Genomic DNA, 21,186 nt, shown 5'->3' on the forward strand with positions numbered 1-21,186 from the left:
GTGAACTAGTTCGTGATTAAATTAAGAATCGTGTTTGTTCGCCGAAGTTGACCGCACTAGAATTCCACAGTAATCCCCCCAAGGGAGTTTTAGGGATGCACTGCGTGCATCGGTTTTTGTTTATTAAAAAAGAGGAGACAAAATGTCCAAACGAATAGTTTATGTAACAGGTGGAATGGGGGGCATTGGGACCCCAATTTGTACTCGTCTTTGTCAAGATGGTTACACCGTGGTCGCTGGCTGCGGCCCAAATTCGCAGCGGAAGGATCCCTGGTTGGCGAGTATGCGCGCCCAAGGTTTTGACATTCACGCATCAGAAGGAAACGTCTCTGACTGGGATTCGACCAAGGCGGCATTTGATAAGGTGAAAGCCGAAATTGGCGAAGTCGATATTTTGGTCAATAACGCTGGTATCACGCGTGATGGACAGTTCCGCAAAATGTCAAAGTCTGACTGGGACTCAGTTATTGATACCAATTTGAATTCATTATTCAATGTCACTAAACAGGTCATCGACGGCATGGCCGATCGTGGTTTTGGACGAATAATCAATATCTCATCGGTCAATGGTCAAAAGGGCCAGTTCGGACAAACCAATTACTCTACGGCCAAAGCCGGTATTCACGGTTTTACCATGGCGCTAGCGCAAGAAGTTGCGACCAAAGGCGTTACGGTTAACACGGTCTCCCCTGGGTATGTTGGTACTGACATGGTGCGTTCAATCCGCCCGGAAGTACTGGAAAAAATTATTTCAGGCATTCCGGTCAAACGCTTAGGTAAGCCAGAAGAAATTGCTTCTATTATTGCCTGGATCGCGTCTGAGGAGGGCGGGTATGCAACCGGTTCCGACTTTTCGCTGAATGGCGGCCTGCATATGGGTTAATCGGTTGCGCTCCTAAATCATCGAGCCAACGGTTCAGACGGTAAAGCCCTCTGTGTTCATTCGCAGAGGGCATATATTTGTAATGTGAATTGCTTGGTCTTCTTACCCAAGATGGAAGCAGTCTTCACGCTCGGCGAAAGTTGCCCATCAAAAGTGATATTATTGCTTTAGTTGCAATATATCTTAATCCTCCCCCGTCTTGTTGCGATTTGGCGCAAAATATGGTTGTGCGGGATTGACTCACCTGACTTAATTGAAATGCGTTAATGCGCGAAAAACTGGAAATTCCTATGACCATTGCAAAAAAAATTTCTGTGCGCCTGATCAAGAAATATCCAAATCGTCGTCTGTATGACACCCAGACCAGTTCTTACATTACGCTGACCGATGTAAAGCAATTAGTGTTGGGAAATGAAGAGTTTGCAGTGATCGATGCCAAAAGTGACGAGGACTTAACACGTAGTATCCTGCTGCAAATTATTCTGGAGGAGGAGTCGAACGGAACACCCATGTTTTCGAGCGCTGCGTTATCGCAAATCATTCGTTATTATGGTCACGCAATGCAAGGCATGATGGGTTCGTACCTTGAGAAGAATATTCAGGCCTTTATCGATATTCAAAACAAGTTAACAGAAAATTCCAAGGGTTTTTACGATGGCAAACCATTTAGTCCTGAAATGTGGGCACAGTTCATGAATGTGCAGGGGCCAATGATGCAAGGCATGATGAGCAACTATATTGAACAGAGCAAAACACTGTTTGTACAAATGCAAGAAAAAATGCAAAACCAAAGTAAAAACATGTTTGGCACTTTTCCCTTTGTACCGCCGGCTCCTGAAAAAGACAAAGAATAAACGGGCTGTGTTTGTGGCTTGTCACTAGTTCACATGCATGGCGAACAAGCAAATCGGAGGGTGGCTGTCGTATGTTGGCACTAATATTGCGCGCCATTCCGGTTCTAAGCTATTCACCCGGGCGGAAGGGGTACAATAGCGCCTTCGCTTAGTCGCCCTTTTCATCACCATGTCAAATGTTATCCCAGTAGCCGTCCCGGTTGCCCCAAAAGTTGGTTTTGTCTCCCTCGGTTGCCCTAAGGCGCTAGTTGATTCCGAGCAAATTCTGACGCAGTTGCGCGCAGAAGGTTATGAAACTGCCAAGTCCTACGATGGCGCAGACCTCGTAATTGTCAATACCTGCGGATTTATCGACGCCGCTGTACAAGAGTCGCTGGACGCTATCGGCGAAGCCCTTAGTGAAAACGGCAAGGTGATCGTCACCGGTTGTCTGGGTGTTAAAAAAGACGCTGCCGGCGACGACATCATCAAGAAAATTCATCCGAAGGTGCTGGAAGTTACCGGTCCCCACGCGTTGACAGAAGTCATGTTTGCTGTGCACAAGCATCTGCCTAAGCCGCATGCGCCATTTTTTGATCTGGTGCCGCCGCAAGGCGTCAAGCTCACGCCGAAACACTTCGCGTACCTGAAAATCTCTGAAGGCTGTAATCATCGCTGCAGCTTCTGCATCATCCCATCGATGCGTGGCGATCTGGTGTCGCGGCAGATTGCCGACATTATGCTGGAGGCAGAAAACCTGTTCAAGGCCGGCGTAAAAGAATTGCTAGTCATCTCGCAAGACACCAGCGCGTATGGCGTGGATGTCAAATTCCGTATGGGATTCTGGAACGGTAAGCCCGTAAAGACCCACATGACGCAATTGGTTACAGCACTAGGCGAGCTTGCGGCCCAATATGGCGCATGGGTTCGCCTGCATTATGTTTATCCTTACCCGCATGTCGATCACATTATTCCGTTAATGGCGGAAGGCAAAATCTTGCCTTATCTGGATGTGCCGTTGCAGCATGCGCATCCCGATGTCCTGAAGCGGATGAAGCGCCCGGCCAACGGTGAAAAAAATATCGAACGCATCGAGGCATGGCGCGCCATGTGTCCGGACATCACGATACGTTCAACGTTTATTGCCGGCTTCCCCGGCGAGACCGAGGCAGAGTTTGAGTATCTGCTGGATTTCTTAAAGGAAGTTGAAATTGATCGACTAGGTTGTTTTGCCTATTCGCCGGTAGACGGTGCGACCGCGAATAACATTGCTAATCCAGTACCAGAAGAGTTGCGCGAAGAACGGCGTGGACGTGTGATGCTGCTACAAGAAGAAATTTCGAAGAAGCGCTTGCAAGCCAAAGTCGGCAAAACCATGCGCGTATTGATCGATGCAATCGACGGTAGCGGCGGCGTGGGTCGGTCTAGCGCAGATGCCCCAGAAATCGACGGCGTGGTGTACGTTAAGCCGCCGTTTGAACCGCATAAAAAATTGGTGGTTGGCGAATTTGTCGATGTGACCATCACCGGGGCAGATTCGCATGATCTGTGGGCCGCTGCATGACATGTTAGACGTCCTTCGGAGCCTACTGCGCGGCGCGAAAACGGCGTTGACCAGTGCTCGCAATCCTGATGTACTAAACCTGGTGCCTTGTCTTGACGACGCTGGCTATGGCTCCGAAGGACGTCTACGTAGATGGCGTTTTGTTGCGATAGCCGCCATGATTGCTGCGATACACTCGGCTTTTGCAGTGCCGATAAGTGATAGCGCCACCACCGCAGGTGTGTCGGGTGCCGCCGGTGGGCTGGCAACGCGGACGTTGGTCGGCTCCTCCGTGGCGCATCCGGCTGTCGATTTGTTTGCTAAACCTTTGGTATTGCGCGGTACGCTGGGCGATGCGAAGATTGAAATGCACTTGCAGTTAAAGCCCGACCCGACCGAAGGCTTGGTAGGAACGTATTCTGCGATTGGTCAAGCCGCCCAAATATTGGTCGCTGGCGAGTATGATGGCGGTGACGTACTGATGGAAGAGTCAGTGAATGGTAAGGATGTATCGGGTGAGTGGTCGGGTAAGTTCAATGGCACGACCTTCACTGGCATGTGGTCCACAACCGACGATGCCATCACTAAACCTTTTGCTATGACGGTGCAAATCGATACGTCGCGTAACAAATCCGGCATTAAATAACGTTTGCGGCACGCGCCAAATCTATTTATATCTTTCAATTTTTTTCGCTGCCGCGCAAATCAATGTCGTCATCAAGACATCGGTATTAAGACATCGGCATTAATACATCGGTATTAAAATATCGGCGTTAAAATATCGGCGTTAAGCCATCTGTTCTAACGTGATCTAGTCAAGAATAAAGTCCAGGATTGTCATGCTCGTAGCTGGCGTGCGGGCGTAGCGGGAACAGGGCCTGCGGCGTGCTATGCGGGCCTCCTGAAGCCGCCTACTTTAGCTAAATACAGTTCATCAACCGGATACCGCACATGACCAAAAAATCACTGCAAACCGCCATCATTCATAGCGATTATGTGGCTCCACAAGGCTTTGGCGCATTTCCAACCCCGATTTATCACGCATCAACTGTCTTGTTTAAAGATGTCGCGGCGATGCGTAATCGAGACTGGCTCGATAAGAATGCCTATAACTATGGTTTGCACGGTACGCCGACTACGTTCACGCTAGAGGCACGTTTGGCTCAGATTGAGGGCGGGACGCATTGTCGCCTCGCACCCAGCGGTCTGGCAGCGATCACGTTGGTGGATTTCGCGTTTCTTAAAACTGGCGACGATGTCCTTATTCCGGACAACGTGTACGGTTCTAACCGTGTGCTGAGTAACTGGTTATCCTCTAATTTTGGGATTACGTCGCGTTATTACGATCCAATGATCGGTGCGGGGATCGCCGAGCTGATCCAGCCCAACACCAGGTTGATCTGGGCCGAGGCGCCGGGATCGGTGTCTATGGAAGTGCCAGATATTCCAGCCATTTGTGCTGCGGCACACGCCCGTGGCGTTCTGGTAGCGCTGGATAATACCTGGGCGGCTGGGCTGGCGTTCAAGGCCTTTGATCATGGCGTAGATATTGTCATGCAAGCGCTCACTAAATACCAGTCTGGAGGCTCGGATGTACTAATGGGAGCCGTCATTACGCGCGATCCGGCGCTGGCAAAGCTAGTAGAAATTGCTTTCAATAATTTGGGCCTCGGCGTTGGGATGGACGATGTTTATCTGGTGCTGCGTAGCTTATCGTCGATGAAACTTCGTTTCGAAGCGCATGACGCTGCCGCCCGAACGGTGGCTACATGGCTTAAACATCGACCAGAAATTACGCGGATGCTGCATCCAGCTTTTCCCGATTGTCCGGGTCATGAAATCTGGAAGCGCGACTTCACCGGCGCTGCCGGTTTGTTCTCAGTCTTATTTGATAAGCGCTACACTGAAGAACAAACCGACCGCTTTGTAGACAGCCTGAAATTATTTAAGATTGGCTTCAGCTGGGGTGGTGCCAATAGTCTTGCCGTTCCTTATCGCATCAAGGGTATGCGTAAAGATTGGCACGAAGAAGGTATTTTGGTGCGCTTTAATATCGGACTAGAAGATCCAGAGGACTTAATCGCGGATATTGAGCAGGCACTGGGTACGATGTAACAAAAATATACAGATCGTAAACAAGTTTTGAAAACCCACTTACGATCTTTAGTGAACGTGTATCGGTTGGCGCTAACCGATGTGCGAATTAAACCGGCATCGGCTTGTTGTCATTCAAATCCATTAAGCCTTTAATCAACCGATAGGCTTTCCATAACCATGCGACGCCCCACACCAGAAATGCGAGTGGAATGCCGACAAAAGTTAGAAATAAAACAAAGCCGACTGCGGCCCACACCAGATACCACAAGAATGATCGAATTTGCCAGGTGTGATGGCTATACACGAACGTGTTTGCGGCTTCTTCGCGTTTCATGTAACTGATAATAAGCGGAATAAATGAAAACAACCCTAACGAAAATACCAGGCTGGCACCATGAAATAAATACAGCCACCACGCGAGATTTTTAAGTGAATGTAATTTGTTATCGAATACAAGTTCTTGCGTCATTGCTAAACTCCTTTTAACGGGTTGGGGTCGGCTTGCATAAGGGGCACCAAATTACGCTGCTTCACGTTGGCCGCCTTAGGTAGTCAGTTAGCAGCCGAGTATCGGTAAGATTCCGTCCAGACCGACAAAATTCAAGGCCACACTTGCTTGCGCACGAACTAAAGGCTTGGCGCGGAAGGCCACTGAAAGCCCTGCAATGTGCATCATTTTCAAGTCGTTGGCACCGTCGCCCATGACGATTGCCGCCTTCGGGGTGACGCCAAGCTGCGCGCATACACGCGCTACCGTGTTCTGCTTTTCTTCGGCGTTGACGATGTCACCGATGACGTTGCCAGTCAGTCTGCCATCGACGATTTCTAATACATTGGCGTGTGTGTAATCGATCCCCAGACGCGTCTTGATACGATCAGTAAAAAACGTAAATCCGCCGGAGACCAAGAGTGTCTTGATACCGGCAGCCTGTATCGCCGCGAGCATGATTTCTGCACCTGGCGATAGTTGCAGCCGTTCCTCGTACACGCGTTGAAGAGCAGACGCATCCAGACCTTTTAACAGCGCTACGCGGGCAATCAGGCTGTCGTTGAACTCCAGTTCGCCACGCATGGCGGCCTCGGTAATTGCTGCTACCTGTGGTTTGAGGCCTTGCATGTCGGCGATCTCATCGATGCATTCGATGGTGATCAGAGTGGAGTCCATATCCATCGCAAGCAGTTTGAAGTCCGACAGAGTCCGGTCAGAAGGCACGAACGCGTAATCAAATTGCGCTGCGTGACAAGCCGTATCAATCGCAGCTTTCAATGCGTCCGAGTATTCAACCCCCTCGCAGCGCCAGGCGGTGGCGGAAATGTCGACCAGTTGGCTGCCCGCAAGAGGAGCGATACTCTGAACCATATTTTTAGCAATACGCGTGGCTGCGGCGCGGTCTTGGTGAAGGCTTTGCAGGACTAAATTCATGTTCTTTATTTTCCTTATTTTGTATTAAATAATGCTGTAAAACGCGCATCCGAGTGGTACATCCGGGTAGTACGTTCCATCGGCGCATGATCTTCATGCCGCGAGTTATTCATTAGCCGACGAGCGCCCGAATGGTGGCCTTCACCTGGTTCACGCGGGAAGCCAGATCGGGCATGTTGATAGTGATGCGCAATTTATCCTGCCCATTGAGTTTGATATGCCGATTCTTTTGAATTAATTCTATGATCTTCATTGCATCAATCGGTGGATTTGGCTCGAATTGCAATAGTGCGGCTTCAGAATGCGCATCGATTTTGATGATGCCGACCGGTTTTGCCGTCACACGCAGTCGGTGGGTCTCAATTAATGCTTTTGCCGGATCCGGCAATTTGCCAAAACGATCAATCAACTCTTCCTGAAGGTCGTCTATTTTATCGTGCACATTACAGTTGGCTAACCGCTTGTAAAGTGACAACCGCTCATGCACGTCGCCGCAATAATCGTTCGGCAATAACGCGGGTACGTGCAAATTGATTTCGGTCATGGTGGAGAGCGGTGCTGCCAGATCAGGCTCTTTGCCATTTTTGAGTGAACGTACAGCTTCGCTCAGCATATCGGAATAGAGTTGAAAACCGATCTCGTGCATTTCACCGGACTGGTTATCGCCCAATACTTCACCAGCGCCACGGATTTCAAGATCGTGCATCGCCAGATAAAACCCACTGCCGAGCTCCTCCATTTGCTGAATCGCATCCAACCGCCGCTGCGCAAGCTTGGTCAATCCTTGCACGTCGTTGACCAGCAGATAAGCATAAGCCTGATGATGTGAACGTCCGACCCGACCGCGCAATTGATGCAATTGTGCGAGACCAAATTTATCGGCGCGGTGCATGATAATGGTATTGGCGGTCGGCACATCGATACCGGTTTCGATAATGGTGGTGCATAGCAAGATGTTGAAACGCTGCGCGACAAAATCGCGCATGACTTTTTCCAGATCGCGCTCGTGCATTTGTCCGTGCGCAACCGCTATGCGGGCTTCTGGCAATAATGCTTCCAGCATCGCTTTGCGATTGAGAATAGTCTCGACTTCGTTGTGCAGGAAGTAGACCTGACCACCGCGTTTTAGTTCACGCAGGCAGGCTTCGCGGATGGTGGATTCATCTTCGCTGCGGACAAAGGTTTTGATCGCCAGACGTTTTTGCGGTGCGGTCGCGATAATCGAAAAATCGCGCAAACCCTCAAGCGCCATACCCAATGTGCGCGGGATCGGGGTCGCTGTCAGCGTCAGCACGTCCACCTCGGCGCGCAACGATTTCAGTGACTCTTTTTGCCGCACGCCAAAGCGATGTTCTTCATCGATAATAACCAGACCCAGACGCGCAAATTTGACATCGCCTGATAGGAGTTTATGCGTACCGATCACAATGTCGATGGTGCCGTCGGCCATGCCTTTCATGGCCTGCGTAATTTCTTTGCCCGAGCGGAACCGGGATAATTCTGCAATCTTTACCGGCCAGTCGGCAAACCGGTCAGCGAAGGTCTGCGCATGTTGTTCCGCCAACAGCGTGGTGGGGGCCAGAATCGCGACTTGCTTACCACCGAGTACGGCGACAAACGTAGCGCGCAAGGCTACCTCGGTTTTACCGAAACCGACGTCTCCACAAATTAAGCGGTCCATTGGTTTGCCGCTGGTCATGTCGCCGATGACGGCGTTAATTGCTGCGGCCTGATCGACAGTTTCTTCAAAACCGAAGCTATCGGCAAAAGTAGCGTAATCGTGCGCGGAAAATTCGAAGGTGTGGCCCTGACGTAGCGCGCGACGGGCATACAGGTTCAGTAATTCCGCCGCCGTATCACGCACCTGCTGCGCGGCTTTACGTTTGGCTTTTTCCCACTGGCCTGATCCCAGTGCATGCAATGGCGCATCTTCGGGTGACGCGCCTGAGTAGCGGGAAATCACATGCAGTTGTGAGACCGGGACGTACAACTTGGTATCTTTAGCGTATTCCAGATGCAAAAATTCGGTCTCGCCTTCGCCCAGATCCATGCTGACCAGACCCATGTAGCGACCGATGCCATGGTTAATGTGAACTACCGGATCGCCGATCTTAAGCTCTGACAGATCGCGCACCATCGACTCGACTTGCGTCGCGCCTTCTTGTTTTTTCTTGCCAATGCGTCGTCCGCTGCCTGCGTACAGTTCGGTTTCCGTAATGAAGACGATATCGTCGAGTTCAAATCCGACATGCAGCGGCGCTACACCGAGCATCAATTTTGATGACGAAGTGATGAAGTCGGTATAACTCTCGGAGGGTTGCAGCGGCAGGTTATATTCGGTGAAATATTGCTGCAGCGTTTCGCGGCGGCCGTTGGACTCAGCGCAAATCAGTACCCGTTTATCGGTCTTTAGCAGGTATGCCCGTAAATTGGTGAGGGGGTCGTCGATCCGACGATTGACTGCGATATTCGGCAAAGCGGCGGACAGCGCTGATGCCGAGGGTGCTGAAGTTGCCGACGCTGCCGATTCCTCGGCGCTACCATCTTCGGCCAGCGTGTCACCTTGTTGAATAATCCACCGTCCGTGCGGTTTGACCAGTTTAAAAAAGTCTTCGTCGCTGAGGAAAATTGTTTCGGGTGCCAGTAACGGTCGCTCCCGGTCATATCTTAAAAACTTGTAGCGCGATTGCGTATCGCTCCAAAAGCGCATGATGGCGTCGTTAATATCGCCGACCAGCGCAAACGTGGTAGTGGCGGGCAAGTATTCAAATAGCGTCGCCGTGCCATCAAAAAATAGCGGTAAATAGTATTCGATACCGGCTGATGCAATGCCGTTACCGATGTCTTTATAGATCGCCGAGCGCGAAGGATCGCCTTCAAATACTTCACGCCAGCGGCTGCGGAAGGCAGTCCGCGCCGTTTCATCCATCGGAAATTCACGTCCTGGCAGCAGACGGATTTCTTTCACCGGGTAGAGAGAGCGTTGCGTATCTGCATCGAAAGTACGGATAGTCTCAATGGTGTCGCCGAACAAGTCGATCCGGTAAGGCAGGACCGAACCCATAGGGAATATATCGATCAGGCCGCCTCGGACCGAATACTCGCCGGGCGATATCACCTGCGTCACATGACTATAACCTGCCAGGGTCAACTGCGATTTCAGGCGCGCTTCATCTAGGATTTCGCCCTGTTTGAAAAAGAAGGTATAGGCCGCCAAAAACGACGGCGGCGCCATGCGCACTAAGGCGGTGGTAGCGGGAACGATCAATACGTCGCAATGACCATTCTGGATTTCGTACAGCGTAGCGAGGCGTTCTGATACCAGATCCTGATGTGGAGAGAACGCATCATAAGGGAGCGTCTCCCAGTCGGGCAATAAATGGCAGCGCAAACCTTGATTTTGCTGACTTGGCACTGTTCCGGATTTTTCACCCTTGCTAGCCGCGCTATGCTCAGACCCATTTATTTGTTGCTCGGCAAACCACGGTATTTCCGATAGCAGGCGCTGCGCATCGGTGGCGTTAGCGACAATCACGGTCAACATCTGTTGCCGGGATTTAAGTTTCAGGGCCGCGTGGGCCAATGCGTAGGCGTCAGCTGATCCGTGGACCGCAGGTAACGCAAAACGTGCGCCCGGCTTGGGGAGCGATTTTTCTAGATCAAAGTGCATCGGATTTTGGGTTTTGATGTGTGAACCTATTTAAAATCTTACTACGCGGTAATCGCCGAAACGTATTTGCTGCCCTGCATCCTGCTTATACAATCAGAATAACCAGATTGTGATTCCAGCGCCGCTTTTGTTATGGTTATGACGATATCAGTTATGCCCGAAAGCGGAGCAGAATAATGACAGCCTGCGAAGAAGCAGCATCTGGCGGACGACAAAAAAGCCACAGTTTACGCAAGTTGACAGTTAAAATTCAGAGCCACATTATAAACTATGGACCAATTGTCTATTCATCAGCCTTATTGGGCGTAATGATTAAGCATAATATTTTACGGTGACGCCATTCCTGAGGTTGGAATTGGTTTGTTAGAGTCGATTTCTCCTTATTTCATTTTCAATCGTCCATCGTATGCAATTGTCACGACACTTCGCTTTGATTCCAGCCGCCGGCATAGGCGCACGCATTGGCGCCACGCTGCCCAAACAATATTTGCCGCTTGCCGGTAAAGCCATGTTGCAGCATGTACTTGAAAGTTTTTCTGCGTGCCCGGCAATTACGCACACCTACGTGGTAGTCAGTGCCGAGGATGGCTTTATTGCGGATTTGTTGGCAGCCGCGCCACATTTGAAAGATCGCGTGACGGTGCTTTACCATGGCGGGGAGAGTCGCCACCTGACGGTGCTGAACGGGCTTAATGCGATTCGGGAGGTTTTGGCGGATGAAGACTGGGTGCTGGTGCACGATGCAGCCCGCCCGGGCCTGACAGGGGCGCTGATTGCGCGTTTGATGGCCGCGTTGCACGATGATGAAGTCGGTGGGTTATTGGCCTTGCCAGTGGTTGATACGCTTAAGCGGGCACATCCAAACGGGAACAGCATGGACTTGGCAGTACGCGCGCAAGGAACCGTATCCCGCGCCGAATTATGGGCGGCACAGACACCGCAAATGTTTCGCTACCATTTATTGCAGCGCGCATTGGTCAACGCGCTGGTAATGGCACAGCCGATTACAGACGAGGCCAGCGCCATTGAGATGTTAGGATTGTTGCCAAAGTTGGTGGAGGGCAGCCCCCGTAATTTTAAGGTGACCTTGCGCCATGACATCGCACTAGCAGAAATTTTTTTGAGGAGTACGTATGAGTAATCAACCGGGATTTCGCATCGGGCAAGGCTACGATTGCCATGCGCTGGTCGCTGATCGACTGTTAATAATTGGCGGCGTCACGATTCCGCACCGTATGGGCTTGTTGGGACATTCGGATGCCGATGTTTTACTGCATGCCATCATTGATGCATTATTCGGGGCATCGGGTATGGGTGATATTGGCCGCCATTTTCCGGATACCGATGCCGAGTTTGCGGGCGCGGATTCACGCAAGTTATTGCGCGAAGCAGTGCGGCGGGTCGGTGTATCGGGATTTGGTGTGGGTAATATTGACTGCACAATTATTGCTCAGGCGCCCAAAATGGCACCACATATCGGACTGATGGTAGAACGCATTGCCGCGGACTGCGGTATCGGTATTGGTCAGGTAAACGTAAAAGCGAAAACGAATGAACGGTTGGGTTATCTGGGCAGGGAAGAAGGCATTGCCGCCGAGGCGGTGGCGCTTATATATCGCCTGTAATATTTCCCGCTGTAATGTATCGGTTGTCATTCGGATCGTAGTACGTTTAATACTACGCACCCAAATACCGCGCAGCATTCTCAGCGCTGAACCGCTACGGGTGGGCCAGGTAAAATCGACTGCCATCCTCTTGCGGATTCCGTTGAAGGCCTCAGCGAGGGCACCTTAGGTTGCGCCCAAAGATCACATTTTTCTAGTTTGTCACGCCTTGCTTGCGCCATTTTTGACGAAGGGCAGGGTAATTTGAACCGACAGGCCACCGCCACTGCGGTTAAAGAGCTGTAACTTTCCATCATGGCGTTTGATGACACGATTGACAATTGCAAGACCTAATCCTGATCCATTAGCTTGACCGCGCGCCGTGTCGAGGCGGGTAAAAGGTCTGAGCAAACGTTCCATCTCGCTTTCTGGTACGCCGGGCCCACGGTCAGAAATGTCGATAAGTACCTTATCATGCTGAAGCATCGCAGTAACATCGATCTCGGCGACTTCGGATCCGTTTGATTTGCCATATCGGCGCGCATTTTCCACGAGATTTGCGAACACCCGACGTATTTCAGTTTCATTGCCTTTGATATAAAGACTGTCTGCGATCCTGGCGTTGATTTGGATGTCCGTGTGACGCGCTGCATGTTGTTTGACGTCGTGCAGGAAGTTGCTCAGATCAATGACGGTAAAACTGCTGACGTCGGTTGGCTTGGCATAATCAAGGAACTGGCCAATAATCCCATCCATCTGCGCCAGGTCCGATTGCATGCCGATACGTGCATCATCTGATAAGTGCGCCATTTCGACCTCAAGCAGCATACGCGATATAGGTGTGCGTAAGTCATGCGAGATGCCGGCAAGAATGATCGCCCGGTCTGCGTCGACCCGCTGCAAATCGTCAACCATTTGGTTAAAGCTGCGATTGGCGTCTTCGATTTCTGTCGGTCCAGTCTCGGGCAGACGATCCGGTTGTTCACCTCTAGCCACTGCGCGAGTGGCGGCGGTCAGACGTGCTAGCGGCTGATTAATCAGCGCCGAGACGAACATCGCACCCAGCAACGACAGCAGCATGGCAGCGGCAGCCCATTGAAACCATTGAAAACCCGAGGTACGCTCCACCCGCTCGCGGTCTAGCATCAACCAGTATTGGTCCTCATCAATTGTGAAGCTGACCCAGAACCCACCGATGCCGTTTACTTTCGCAGAAAATCTTGTATCGTTACCTAAGCGCGCACGGACTTCAGTTTCCACTTCCGGCATCACGGCACTGTCCGGCGGTGGGTCAATCCTGTCGTTTTCTTCCAGCGGATAGATGCGTATTCCTTCATTGCTGGCAAGATCAAATAATAACTCGCGCCGCAAGTCAGGGGCCGAGTGAGTGAGGGCAGCCCGCGTGATTGTCACCACAGAAATGATTTGTGCCGCTAACTGCTGAGCACGCGGCCCCCGTTCAACAATGCGAAAACTGGCGACCCACACGACCATGCTAATGGTAATGAGGAACGCCATCAAAAAGAAGGTGCGCCACAGAAGGCCGCTTTTTAGCCACGCCAGACGGTGCGGTGTGGTCATAGGGCGCTCATAAAATTGTCATTCAGCGCGGCTGACCTTCGGGGATGAAAACATATCCAAGGCCCCAGACAGTCTGGATGTATAGCGGATTGGCCGGATCGGGTTCAATCAATTTACGCAGTCGTGAAATCTGCACATCCAGACTACGATCAAAGACTTCGTATTCTCGACCCCGCGCCAGTTCCATTAATTTTTCGCGCGATAAAGGTTGGCGGGCGTGCCGTGCAAATACCTTGAGCACCGAAAACTCACCCGTCGTCAGCGGGACGGATTCGCCACTCTTCTTGAGTGAACGGGTTCCCAGATCGAGAATGAATTCGCCAAATTCAAATGACTGCGGTGTCTCAGATGGCGCGCCTGGCAACTCATCCGGACCTTTGCGTCGCAGCACTGCGCCGATCCGGGCCACAAGTTCGCGCGGATTAAAGGGTTTGGGTAAATAGTCGTCTGCACCCATTTCGAGGCCGACGATCCGATCAACGTCTTCGCCTTTTGCCGTCAACATAATGATCGGCGTCTGGTCCCCGGCACCACGCAGACGGCGGCAGATCGCCAGTCCGTCTTCGCCCGGCAGCATCAGGTCAAGCACGAGCAGATCATACCGCTCACGAATCCATAGCTTGTTCATAGCTTGCGCGTTTTCAGCAGTCACTACCTGAAAACCTTGCTCGGTCAGATAGCGCCTTAACAAATCGCGGAGGCGAATATCATCATCGACCACCAGAATCTTGTACTGGTGGGCGTTGGCTGTTTGTGTTGGTGTGTTGTGAGTATTCATAGTCGTATGGTAACGTCAGAGTGCACATCAAAAAATATCAAAGGTATGGGGATTACAAAGTGTTACAAACTTTACCAAATACCTCTTATCGCAAAAAGTGAGGGGGCTTACACTGATTCCGTAGCGGGTAAATCTTAACCGTTATCCTGCATTCACAGAAGAAAACGTTATGAATATGATGTTCCGAAAATTGAGTCTTAGCTTGTTGATGCTGGCCGCAGTTGCTGGTGCGTTCGCACGCTCTGAGCATGACCGTGAACGAGACGACCAGCAGCAGCAACAACGGGGCACGCCTCAGTACGAACCGCAACGTGACAGTCACCGCGGCGGACCCTATCAAAATGAAGGTAGCAACCGAGATGCTGGGCAACAAGCTCCCCGTGGTCGTTTATCTCCCGACGAGCGACGAGCGCTACGGCAACAAATTAACGAGGTGGGTCGCGATCTTTATCCTCCCCGGCGATAGTAATGTTTACCTTTATAGCGACGTGAAGTTCCCGTGGAAGCACAAGGCGTAAAAAACCTGTGGTCCACTGCGGCTCAGGGCGGCCCTTAGTATAAGGTTATTGTATGACGTAACCTTATAAAGAAAAACCCGGCGATCAAAACGCCGGGTTTTTTTACGCCATCGTAATAAGGTGCAAGCGGCGCGCTGCAGGCGTTAGGAGGGATAATTTGTTGCTGAGCGGCCACCGACCACGTATGAGTACGCAGCGCTACCTTGCTGATGGGAAAATTAAAAGGTCTTGCGATTTCAGAGGATCGGTAGTTTTGTCACGATGTTGCGCGGAAACAAGCCCCACAATGAAGGCGGTGCGGCCAAATATAATTTTGTTTATTTTTGTAATGGGTCATTCAAATGAAATCAAACGCCATAAAGACAAAAGGGTCCATCTTTCGATGGACCCTTTTTACGTCTGGTGCGGCTGGCAGGAATCGAACCCACGACCCCTTGGTTCGTAGCCAAGTACTCTATCCAGCTGAGCTACAGCCGCGAAAGATCGACATTGTATATGTGTTTTATAGAAAATGGGAAAAACTTTATCGGAAATTTTAAATGAGCGAAACGTCGCATAATTTTTTGGTGGAATGATGGAAAAAAATCATTCGCAAAATAGGTGAGAAGCCGGACTCGAAATGTTGATGAGGGGAAAGTCAGGCATGCCGTGCTCGACACTTATACGAGAAGCGAAGTTCGATGCTGAAGCAGAAGAGCAGACTTGACGCTCAAAGTTAGCGCGGTTTTTTTTAAGGAGCTTAAAACCAGAAAAGAGTTGCCAAATTTCTCTGGCAACTCTTTTGTTTTCTGGTGCGGCTGGCAGGAATCGAACCCACGACCCCTTGGTTCGTAGCCAAGTACTCTATCCAGCTGAGCTACAGCCGCGAAAGACAAAATTATAGCCGAGCTAATGCAAATTGGAAAGCGGTAAATTGCGTTTGAGCCATGATTGACGAATTAATTACTATTTCAGAGTCTGCGCCCAGATAAGTCCCTGATTTCTAGTGCGATATTGCAACGTGGTATCGATTTCAGTAAATCGGGAGGTTATTGTTTTGGCCACCTCACAACCTGGCGGCGGGGCAAATCTCCTGCAATGCTGCGGTTTGCCCATCGCAGTGATACAATCAAACAATAATCATTATCATTTACTGTTTTTGAAGGACGACATAATGGGATCGAAATTTAATATGACTGATAAGAAAGTTTTGGCGTTAGTGATGTTGGCGAGTGCGTTTTCTGTGAGTAACGTCATGGCCGCGGAATACCCGATCGGCAAACAGCAAATTTTTAATGGCCTGGAAGTCGCCGCAGTGTATTTGCAGCCGACCAAGATGGAACCAGAAGGAATGATGCGCAAAGCCGAGTTGTCAGATATTCACGTAGAGGCTGATATCCGCGCTGTTAAAGACAACCCAAATGGTTTCGCTGAAGGCGATTGGATACCGAATTTAGTCATTTCATACCAATTTACAAAAGTTGGCTCTAAAGAAGTGATTAAGGGCGACATGATGCCGATGGTCGCCAACGACGGTCCCCATTATGGCGACAACGTCAAGTTGGCCGGCCCGGGAAAATATACTTTGACCATGAAGATATCACCGCCATCCTCCAACATGGCTGCGCCTTTCGGTCGGCATGTGGATAAAGAAACCGGTGTTGGCCCATGGTTTAAGCCGTTTGAAGTAAAGAATGATTTCGTTTTTGCAGGGGTTGGCAAAAAAGGCGGTTACTAACACTGCCTTAGCGAGCCAATAAATGTCAGATTATTTGGGGTTATCCGGGTGGGTTTCGCTAATACGGTCTAGTGATCTGGCATGGCGATCTTAACTAAAGTAGATATTTTTCGATCAGGAGTTACATTGATGGTTGGTGCAAAATTACGTGGTCTGCTAGCTGTGAGCTTGTTGTGCGCCGCAAACGTTTCTTTTGGAGCGGATCTGCCCACATTCAAGTTGGAGATGAAGGACGGCGTATTAAATCCAGTCCGCCTTGAGGTGCCTAGCGGTGTAAAAATCAAAATCGAAATTAAGAATACCGGCACGTCTGCGGTCGAGTTTGAGAGTGTGCAGTTGCGTAAAGAAAAAGTTCTTGCACCGGGCGCGCAGTCCTTTATCGTCATCGCACCGTTATCACCCGGAGAATATAAGTTTTTTGATGATTTTCACTTGAGTGCTAAAGGCATTATCGTTGCAAAATAGCAATGCCTCGTGTAATTCCATGCATTGCTTGTTTAATGGTTCGGTGAGGTTAGCGGTACATTGGCATTTGACGCGTCGGTAAGAACTAATGCTGTGGTGATACGGTCGCGTTGATGGCACAGAATTTATACCGCACCATATATACCGCACCATTGAATCGGCAGAATTTTCACTTATGTGCGTAACAGGCAAAAAAATGCGATGTCTGCATTGACTATGAAGACGTGAAAGCAAAAGAACCAACATATACAGCGCCGCGGCGCTGATAACCAAGTGATGGAGAAATAAAAGATGGGTCAGGTATTATTTATCGTCTGGAGAGAAAGCGTTGAGGCGTTGCTGGTGGTCGGCATTTTGCATGCGTGGCTTTCGAACGGTGGTGCAGCAACGCGTCGCGGACTGCCTTATTTATGGGCGGGCGTCGGCCTCGGCGTTATCGCTGCATGCGGCTTGGGGGCTGCTTTATTAGGTTTTAGCGAAATTCTTTCCGGTGATGCGCAGGATTACTACCAGATCGCGATGGTTCTTTTGGCCGCCGCATTGATTGTGCAAATGGTGTATTGGATGCGCAAGAATGGCCGTACCATGAAGCGCGACATGGAAAGTTCGCTAAAAACGAATTTGAAGACTGCTAACTGGTGGGGCGTCCTGGCGTTGGCAGCATTGGCGATTGCACGTGAAGGTAGTGAGACGGTCCTCTTTCTCTATGGCCTGAATTCTGGGGAGGCCATAAGTACGCAAACCTTGCTCATAGGCTCGCTGATCGGTTTCGGTTTAGCCGTGCTGACCTTCTATCTCTTGCAATTAGGCGGCAAAATATTTTCATGGCGTCGTTTCTTTCAAGTGACCGAAATCATGTTGCTGTTACTTGCAGCAGGGTTGTTAATGTCAGGGCTGGATCATCTAATTTCTCTGGATATTATCCCTGCCTTGGTTGACCCAATGTGGAATACCGCATGGCTACTCGACGATAGCGCAACCTTTGGCAATTTAGTCAGCGTATTGACCGGTTATCGCGCTCACCCGGCATTGATGAGTTTACTGGTCTACATAGGATATTGGGTGTTGGTGTCGGTGTTTTTAAAGCGGACCACCCCAAAAAATATCACAGCGGCTAAACTGGCAACCTAAACGCATGAATACCTGCTCTGCATCAACAGTATCACCGACCTCGTCAACGCGTTTGGCGCGTGTCGGAGAATGGATGCGCCTTAACGCGCCCCTAATTCGAGGCATTCAGTGGGGCGTTGTTCTCATTTACGGATTGTTGATTCTTGTACCGATCTTTTTGCCGCTACCGGATGAAACTGCCCATATCTGGTCAAATCTCACTTTGATTGCGCAATTTGCGTTCTGGGGTCTTTGGTGGCCGTTCGTACTAATCAGCATGGTGTTTATGGGACGGGTGTGGTGCGGCGTATTGTGTCCCGAGGGCGCATTGACTGAATTTGCCAGCAAACGTGGCCTTTTCAAACCTATACCGCGATGGATGCGGTGGGGCGGCTGGCCTTTTGTCGCTTTTGCGCTCACGACAGTCTACGGACAAATGATCAGTGTTTATCAATATCCCAAAGCCGTCCTGCTTGTCTTGGGCGGTTCCACTATCGGTGCCATTATTGTCGGTTATCTATATGGCCGTGAAAAGCGCGTCTGGTGTAAATATCTTTGTCCGGTCAACGGCGTATTTGGATTGTTAGCAAAATTGGCACCTTTTCATTACAAGGTGAATGAAGAGGCATGGCGTGCTTCCTATAATACCCATGGCAAAAAGACGATCGCGATAAATTGCGCGCCGTTAGTGCCGTTACGTGCAATGACTGGCGCGGCAGATTGTCACATGTGCGGGCGTTGTAGTAATCACCGCGATGCGGTGACGCTGACATGGCGTCCTCCAACCGTTGAAATAGTGTCCCTTGGCGCTAAGCAAAATAGCGTATGGGAAAGTGCTTTAGCTTTGTATGGATTGATGGGAATCGCAATTGGTGCATTTCACTGGTCGGCGAGTCCATGGTTCATCGTGATCAAGCAAGCGACAGCGACGTGGTTGATTGACAATGACATTATGTGGCCATTTGCTACCAACGCGCCGTGGTGGGTATTTACTAACTATCCTGCGCAAAATGATGTGTTTAGCTGGCTGGACGGCAGTCTGGTAGTTAGCTATATTTTGACGACCGGCTTGGTAATGGGCACTGTGTTGTCCGTACTGTTCGCTTTTAGTACATGGTTATTGGGCGGATGGGATCGTAGTCGCTTTAATCACTTGGTGCAGTCAACTATTCCATTGGCAGGTTGCGGCGTCTTTGTGGGGTTATCGGCCACCACAGTGACGCTATTGCGGGGCGAACATATTCCGGTTTTTTGGGCAAATGACTTGCGTGCGATTTTGTTGATTGCGACGACGCTGTGGAGCGCCTGGCTGGCGTGGCGTGTTACCGGTCGCTATATAACAGCGCCCGGCCGACGCTTGCTCGGTATGGCGCCGATAATAGCCGCCCTCGGGTGCGTGAATTTTGCGTGGTTGCTGATGTTTTGGATATGGTGATATTGCGTAAGGTATTTTCGCGAAGTCCTTAGCAGTCTGTAGCAACATTTTATGCCGTGCATCGCTGGCAATAGGCTTACGTAACAGGGAAGGTATGCTTTATATTCAGAGCGCAAATTCAAAAGTAAGTGTTGCGCCCCCATGACCCTACAATGAATTCGATTTCGATGGCACCTCTGCGGTGCCATTTTTTTTTGCCGGAGTTGAAGATTAACGAACGTGCCGCCGCAAATTTAACCGGAAGTACGTGTCTAATCTGCAAGTCTGGTGCGGGCAGGGTAGAATATGTTTCTTAAGTTGAGGTAAAGACGCATCATTATCCTGAATAATCGCGTACTCGCGTCATGTAAGTTTCCGAAGAAAACAGCATAAGGGTGCTACTCCGTCGTTCGAAGTAAACACCTATGCCTCTTTTAAACGCTTTAATCACTCCTATACCCCATCATGGTTCGTCCCCGGTTTCTGCCAGATAATTTCACCCTCATGCTCGTTACGACCGTGATTCTTGCGAGTTTTTTACCTGCTAAGGGCGAGGTCGCCCACGGTTTCAATTTGTTGACGACCTTTGCAATTGGCTTATTATTTTTCCTTCACGGTGCAAAATTATCGCGTGAGGCGGCAATTGAAGGTGCGATGCATTGGCGTCTGCATTTGACCGTGTTGACCTTTAGTTTTGTTCTGTTTCCTGTATTGGGCTTGATATTCAAGCCCGTTTTTTTGCCATTGGTGACGCCTGATTTGTACTTGGGGATTTTGTTTTTATGTACGTTACCGTCAACGGTGCAATCATCGATTGCGTTCACCTCGGTTGCTCGCGGTAACGTCCCGGCAGCGGTATGTAGCGCTTCGGCCTCTAATCTTATAGGGATATTTCTGACACCCGTATTAGTCGGTTTAATCGTGGTTGCGCACGGGCAGGGGCATGGTTCATTTGACTCGATCATGAACATCGTCTATCAATTATTACTACCATTTATCGCCGGACAGATCGCACGACGCTGGATTGGTACTTGGGTTGATAAGCATAAAGCGCTGTTGAAATTCGTTGATCAGGGATCGATTCTGCTGGTCGTTTACACCGCATTTAGCGAAGCTGTAGTGCAGGGGTTATGGTCGCAGTTGCCAGCTGTGTCTTTGCTCGGGTTAGTGGTCGTTTTGTCCGCGCTTCTGTTTGCCATGCTTGCGATAGCGACATTTACCAGTCGACGATTAGGCTTCAATAAAGAAGATGAAATCACTATCGTATTTTGCGGCTCGAAGAAAAGCCTCGCAAGTGGCATTCCAATGGCGAACGTCCTCTTCACCAGCCATACGGTAGGGATGGTGGTATTGCCGTTGATGTTATTTCACCAGATACAGCTAATGGTCTGTGCCGTTTTAGCGAAGCGCTATGCCGAACGGTCGCGTGTTCTCGCACCTCCAATCGTTGTGGGGAGTGACTCAAACTCGGCTTGATGTCAGTGTTGGCGACCGTCTGCGCTGAGACGATATCCGTAATAGTAAGCGTGTCATCACTATCACTCAGGGAC

The 21,186-nt window shown here is 50.2% G+C and carries 18 protein-coding genes and 2 tRNA genes; 13 read left to right on the forward strand and 7 right to left on the reverse strand.

Going from position 1 to position 21,186, the window contains the following annotated elements; translation table 11 throughout:
• Positions 1–142 precede the first annotated feature (142 nt).
• The 5 genes from HAV38_RS03360 to HAV38_RS03380 all read left to right on the forward strand — a co-directional run bounded on the left by HAV38_RS03360 (position 143) and on the right by HAV38_RS03380 (position 5,374).
• Entirely contained in the window at positions 143–883 is a 741-nt protein-coding gene (locus HAV38_RS03360) for a 3-ketoacyl-ACP reductase (protein ID WP_168052397.1), read from the forward strand.
• Positions 884–1,173: 290 nt separating this feature from the next.
• A complete protein-coding gene (gene phaR, locus HAV38_RS03365; protein ID WP_168052399.1) occupies positions 1,174–1,737 on the forward strand; it encodes a polyhydroxyalkanoate synthesis repressor PhaR in 564 nt (187 codons plus the stop codon).
• Positions 1,738–1,906: 169 nt separating this feature from the next.
• Positions 1,907–3,280, forward strand: coding sequence for a 30S ribosomal protein S12 methylthiotransferase RimO (rimO, locus tag HAV38_RS03370; RefSeq protein WP_168052401.1), 1,374 nt, complete (start codon positions 1,907–1,909; stop codon positions 3,278–3,280).
• A 1-nt stretch (position 3,281) separates the two neighbouring features.
• Positions 3,282–3,905, forward strand: a complete 624-nt coding sequence (locus HAV38_RS03375; protein WP_168052403.1) for a hypothetical protein — start codon at positions 3,282–3,284, stop codon at positions 3,903–3,905.
• A gap of 305 nt (positions 3,906–4,210) precedes the next feature.
• Positions 4,211–5,374, forward strand: coding sequence for a cystathionine beta-lyase (locus tag HAV38_RS03380; RefSeq protein WP_168052405.1), 1,164 nt, complete (start codon positions 4,211–4,213; stop codon positions 5,372–5,374).
• Positions 5,375–5,462: 88 nt separating this feature from the next.
• On the opposite strand, the gene HAV38_RS03385 is transcribed toward HAV38_RS03380, so the two are convergent.
• The 3 genes from HAV38_RS03385 to mfd form a co-directional block, all read right to left on the reverse strand.
• The gene (locus HAV38_RS03385; protein WP_168052407.1) at positions 5,463–5,825 is read right to left on the reverse strand and encodes a DUF4870 family protein; all 363 of its coding nucleotides are present in this window, start codon (positions 5,823–5,825) and stop codon (positions 5,463–5,465) included.
• 87 nt (positions 5,826–5,912) lie between these two features.
• The gene (gene serB / locus HAV38_RS03390; RefSeq protein WP_168052409.1) at positions 5,913–6,779 is read right to left on the reverse strand and encodes a phosphoserine phosphatase SerB; all 867 of its coding nucleotides are present in this window, start codon (positions 6,777–6,779) and stop codon (positions 5,913–5,915) included.
• Positions 6,780–6,891: 112 nt separating this feature from the next.
• Positions 6,892–10,449 carry a transcription-repair coupling factor gene (gene mfd, locus HAV38_RS03395; RefSeq protein ID WP_168052411.1) on the reverse strand — a complete coding sequence of 1,186 codons (3,558 nt, stop codon included), beginning with the start codon at positions 10,447–10,449 and terminating at the stop codon, positions 6,892–6,894.
• 406 nt (positions 10,450–10,855) lie between these two features.
• Between mfd and ispD the strand changes: the two genes are divergently transcribed.
• Positions 10,856–11,590: a 2-C-methyl-D-erythritol 4-phosphate cytidylyltransferase gene (gene ispD / locus HAV38_RS03400; protein ID WP_168052413.1), complete on the forward strand. Its 735-nt coding sequence runs from the start codon at positions 10,856–10,858 to the stop codon at positions 11,588–11,590.
• Positions 11,583–12,074 (forward strand): 2-C-methyl-D-erythritol 2,4-cyclodiphosphate synthase, encoded by a 492-nt coding sequence (gene ispF, locus HAV38_RS03405; protein WP_168052415.1) that lies wholly within the window; start codon positions 11,583–11,585, stop codon positions 12,072–12,074. Before ispD ends, ispF begins: the two co-directional genes overlap by 8 nt.
• Before the next feature lie 201 nt (positions 12,075–12,275).
• On the opposite strand, the gene HAV38_RS03410 is transcribed toward ispF, so the two are convergent.
• Together HAV38_RS03410 and ompR are read right to left on the reverse strand one after the other, a co-directional pair.
• Positions 12,276–13,634: a sensor histidine kinase gene (locus HAV38_RS03410; protein ID WP_168052417.1), complete on the reverse strand. Its 1,359-nt coding sequence runs from the start codon at positions 13,632–13,634 to the stop codon at positions 12,276–12,278.
• Positions 13,635–13,656: 22 nt separating this feature from the next.
• Positions 13,657–14,412, reverse strand: a complete 756-nt coding sequence (ompR, locus tag HAV38_RS03415; RefSeq protein WP_168052419.1) for an osmolarity response regulator transcription factor OmpR — start codon at positions 14,410–14,412, stop codon at positions 13,657–13,659.
• Positions 14,413–14,660: 248 nt separating this feature from the next.
• Between ompR and HAV38_RS03420 the strand changes: the two genes are divergently transcribed.
• The gene (locus HAV38_RS03420; protein ID WP_184013364.1) at positions 14,661–14,930 is read left to right on the forward strand and encodes a hypothetical protein; all 270 of its coding nucleotides are present in this window, start codon (positions 14,661–14,663) and stop codon (positions 14,928–14,930) included.
• Positions 14,931–15,330: 400 nt separating this feature from the next.
• Here HAV38_RS03420 and HAV38_RS03425 read toward each other — a convergent pair.
• A tRNA-Arg gene (locus tag HAV38_RS03425) sits at positions 15,331–15,407 on the reverse strand.
• A gap of 312 nt (positions 15,408–15,719) precedes the next feature.
• Positions 15,720–15,796: transfer RNA gene (locus tag HAV38_RS03430), tRNA-Arg, on the reverse strand.
• A gap of 305 nt (positions 15,797–16,101) precedes the next feature.
• Here HAV38_RS03430 and HAV38_RS03435 point away from each other — a divergent pair.
• From HAV38_RS03435 to HAV38_RS03455, 5 genes are all read left to right on the forward strand, one after another.
• Positions 16,102–16,647 carry an iron transporter gene (locus HAV38_RS03435; RefSeq protein WP_168052423.1) on the forward strand — a complete coding sequence of 182 codons (546 nt, stop codon included), beginning with the start codon at positions 16,102–16,104 and terminating at the stop codon, positions 16,645–16,647.
• Between the two features lie 129 nt (positions 16,648–16,776).
• Positions 16,777–17,112 (forward strand): cupredoxin domain-containing protein, encoded by a 336-nt coding sequence (locus HAV38_RS03440; protein ID WP_168052425.1) that lies wholly within the window; start codon positions 16,777–16,779, stop codon positions 17,110–17,112.
• A gap of 291 nt (positions 17,113–17,403) precedes the next feature.
• On the forward strand, positions 17,404–18,243 hold the full coding sequence (locus HAV38_RS03445) for an FTR1 family iron permease (protein ID WP_168052427.1): 840 nt from the start codon (positions 17,404–17,406) through the stop codon (positions 18,241–18,243).
• A 4-nt stretch (positions 18,244–18,247) separates the two neighbouring features.
• The gene (locus HAV38_RS03450) at positions 18,248–19,657 is read left to right on the forward strand and encodes a 4Fe-4S binding protein (protein ID WP_168052429.1); all 1,410 of its coding nucleotides are present in this window, start codon (positions 18,248–18,250) and stop codon (positions 19,655–19,657) included.
• A gap of 444 nt (positions 19,658–20,101) precedes the next feature.
• The gene (locus tag HAV38_RS03455; protein ID WP_168052430.1) at positions 20,102–21,112 is read left to right on the forward strand and encodes a bile acid:sodium symporter family protein; all 1,011 of its coding nucleotides are present in this window, start codon (positions 20,102–20,104) and stop codon (positions 21,110–21,112) included.
• The last annotated feature ends 74 nt before the right edge of the window (positions 21,113–21,186 follow it).

The organism is Glaciimonas immobilis (genome assembly GCF_011947285.1).
Classification (GTDB): domain Bacteria; phylum Pseudomonadota; class Gammaproteobacteria; order Burkholderiales; family Burkholderiaceae_D; genus Glaciimonas; species Glaciimonas immobilis.

What these genes read in the sequence shown, in the direction of transcription:
- HAV38_RS03360 (WP_168052397.1), top strand. Translation starts at nt 143, where the DNA reads ATGTCCAAACGAATAGTTTATGTAACAGGTGGAATGGGGGGCATTGGG.
- phaR (WP_168052399.1), top strand. Translation starts at nt 1,174, where the DNA reads ATGACCATTGCAAAAAAAATTTCTGTGCGCCTGATCAAGAAATATCCA.
- rimO (WP_168052401.1), top strand. Translation starts at nt 1,907, where the DNA reads ATGTCAAATGTTATCCCAGTAGCCGTCCCGGTTGCCCCAAAAGTTGGT.
- HAV38_RS03375 (WP_168052403.1), top strand. Translation starts at nt 3,282, where the DNA reads ATGTTAGACGTCCTTCGGAGCCTACTGCGCGGCGCGAAAACGGCGTTG.
- HAV38_RS03380 (WP_168052405.1), top strand. Translation starts at nt 4,211, where the DNA reads ATGACCAAAAAATCACTGCAAACCGCCATCATTCATAGCGATTATGTG.
- HAV38_RS03385 (WP_168052407.1), bottom strand. Translation starts at nt 5,825, where the DNA reads ATGACGCAAGAACTTGTATTCGATAACAAATTACATTCACTTAAAAAT.
- serB (WP_168052409.1), bottom strand. Translation starts at nt 6,779, where the DNA reads ATGAATTTAGTCCTGCAAAGCCTTCACCAAGACCGCGCCGCAGCCACG.
- mfd (WP_168052411.1), bottom strand. Translation starts at nt 10,449, where the DNA reads ATGCACTTTGATCTAGAAAAATCGCTCCCCAAGCCGGGCGCACGTTTT.
- ispD (WP_168052413.1), top strand. Translation starts at nt 10,856, where the DNA reads ATGCAATTGTCACGACACTTCGCTTTGATTCCAGCCGCCGGCATAGGC.
- ispF (WP_168052415.1), top strand. Translation starts at nt 11,583, where the DNA reads ATGAGTAATCAACCGGGATTTCGCATCGGGCAAGGCTACGATTGCCAT.
- HAV38_RS03410 (WP_168052417.1), bottom strand. Translation starts at nt 13,634, where the DNA reads ATGACCACACCGCACCGTCTGGCGTGGCTAAAAAGCGGCCTTCTGTGG.
- ompR (WP_168052419.1), bottom strand. Translation starts at nt 14,412, where the DNA reads ATGAATACTCACAACACACCAACACAAACAGCCAACGCCCACCAGTAC.
- HAV38_RS03420 (WP_184013364.1), top strand. Translation starts at nt 14,661, where the DNA reads ATGACCGTGAACGAGACGACCAGCAGCAGCAACAACGGGGCACGCCTC.
- HAV38_RS03435 (WP_168052423.1), top strand. Translation starts at nt 16,102, where the DNA reads ATGACTGATAAGAAAGTTTTGGCGTTAGTGATGTTGGCGAGTGCGTTT.
- HAV38_RS03440 (WP_168052425.1), top strand. Translation starts at nt 16,777, where the DNA reads ATGGTTGGTGCAAAATTACGTGGTCTGCTAGCTGTGAGCTTGTTGTGC.
- HAV38_RS03445 (WP_168052427.1), top strand. Translation starts at nt 17,404, where the DNA reads ATGGGTCAGGTATTATTTATCGTCTGGAGAGAAAGCGTTGAGGCGTTG.
- HAV38_RS03450 (WP_168052429.1), top strand. Translation starts at nt 18,248, where the DNA reads ATGAATACCTGCTCTGCATCAACAGTATCACCGACCTCGTCAACGCGT.
- HAV38_RS03455 (WP_168052430.1), top strand. Translation starts at nt 20,102, where the DNA reads ATGGTTCGTCCCCGGTTTCTGCCAGATAATTTCACCCTCATGCTCGTT.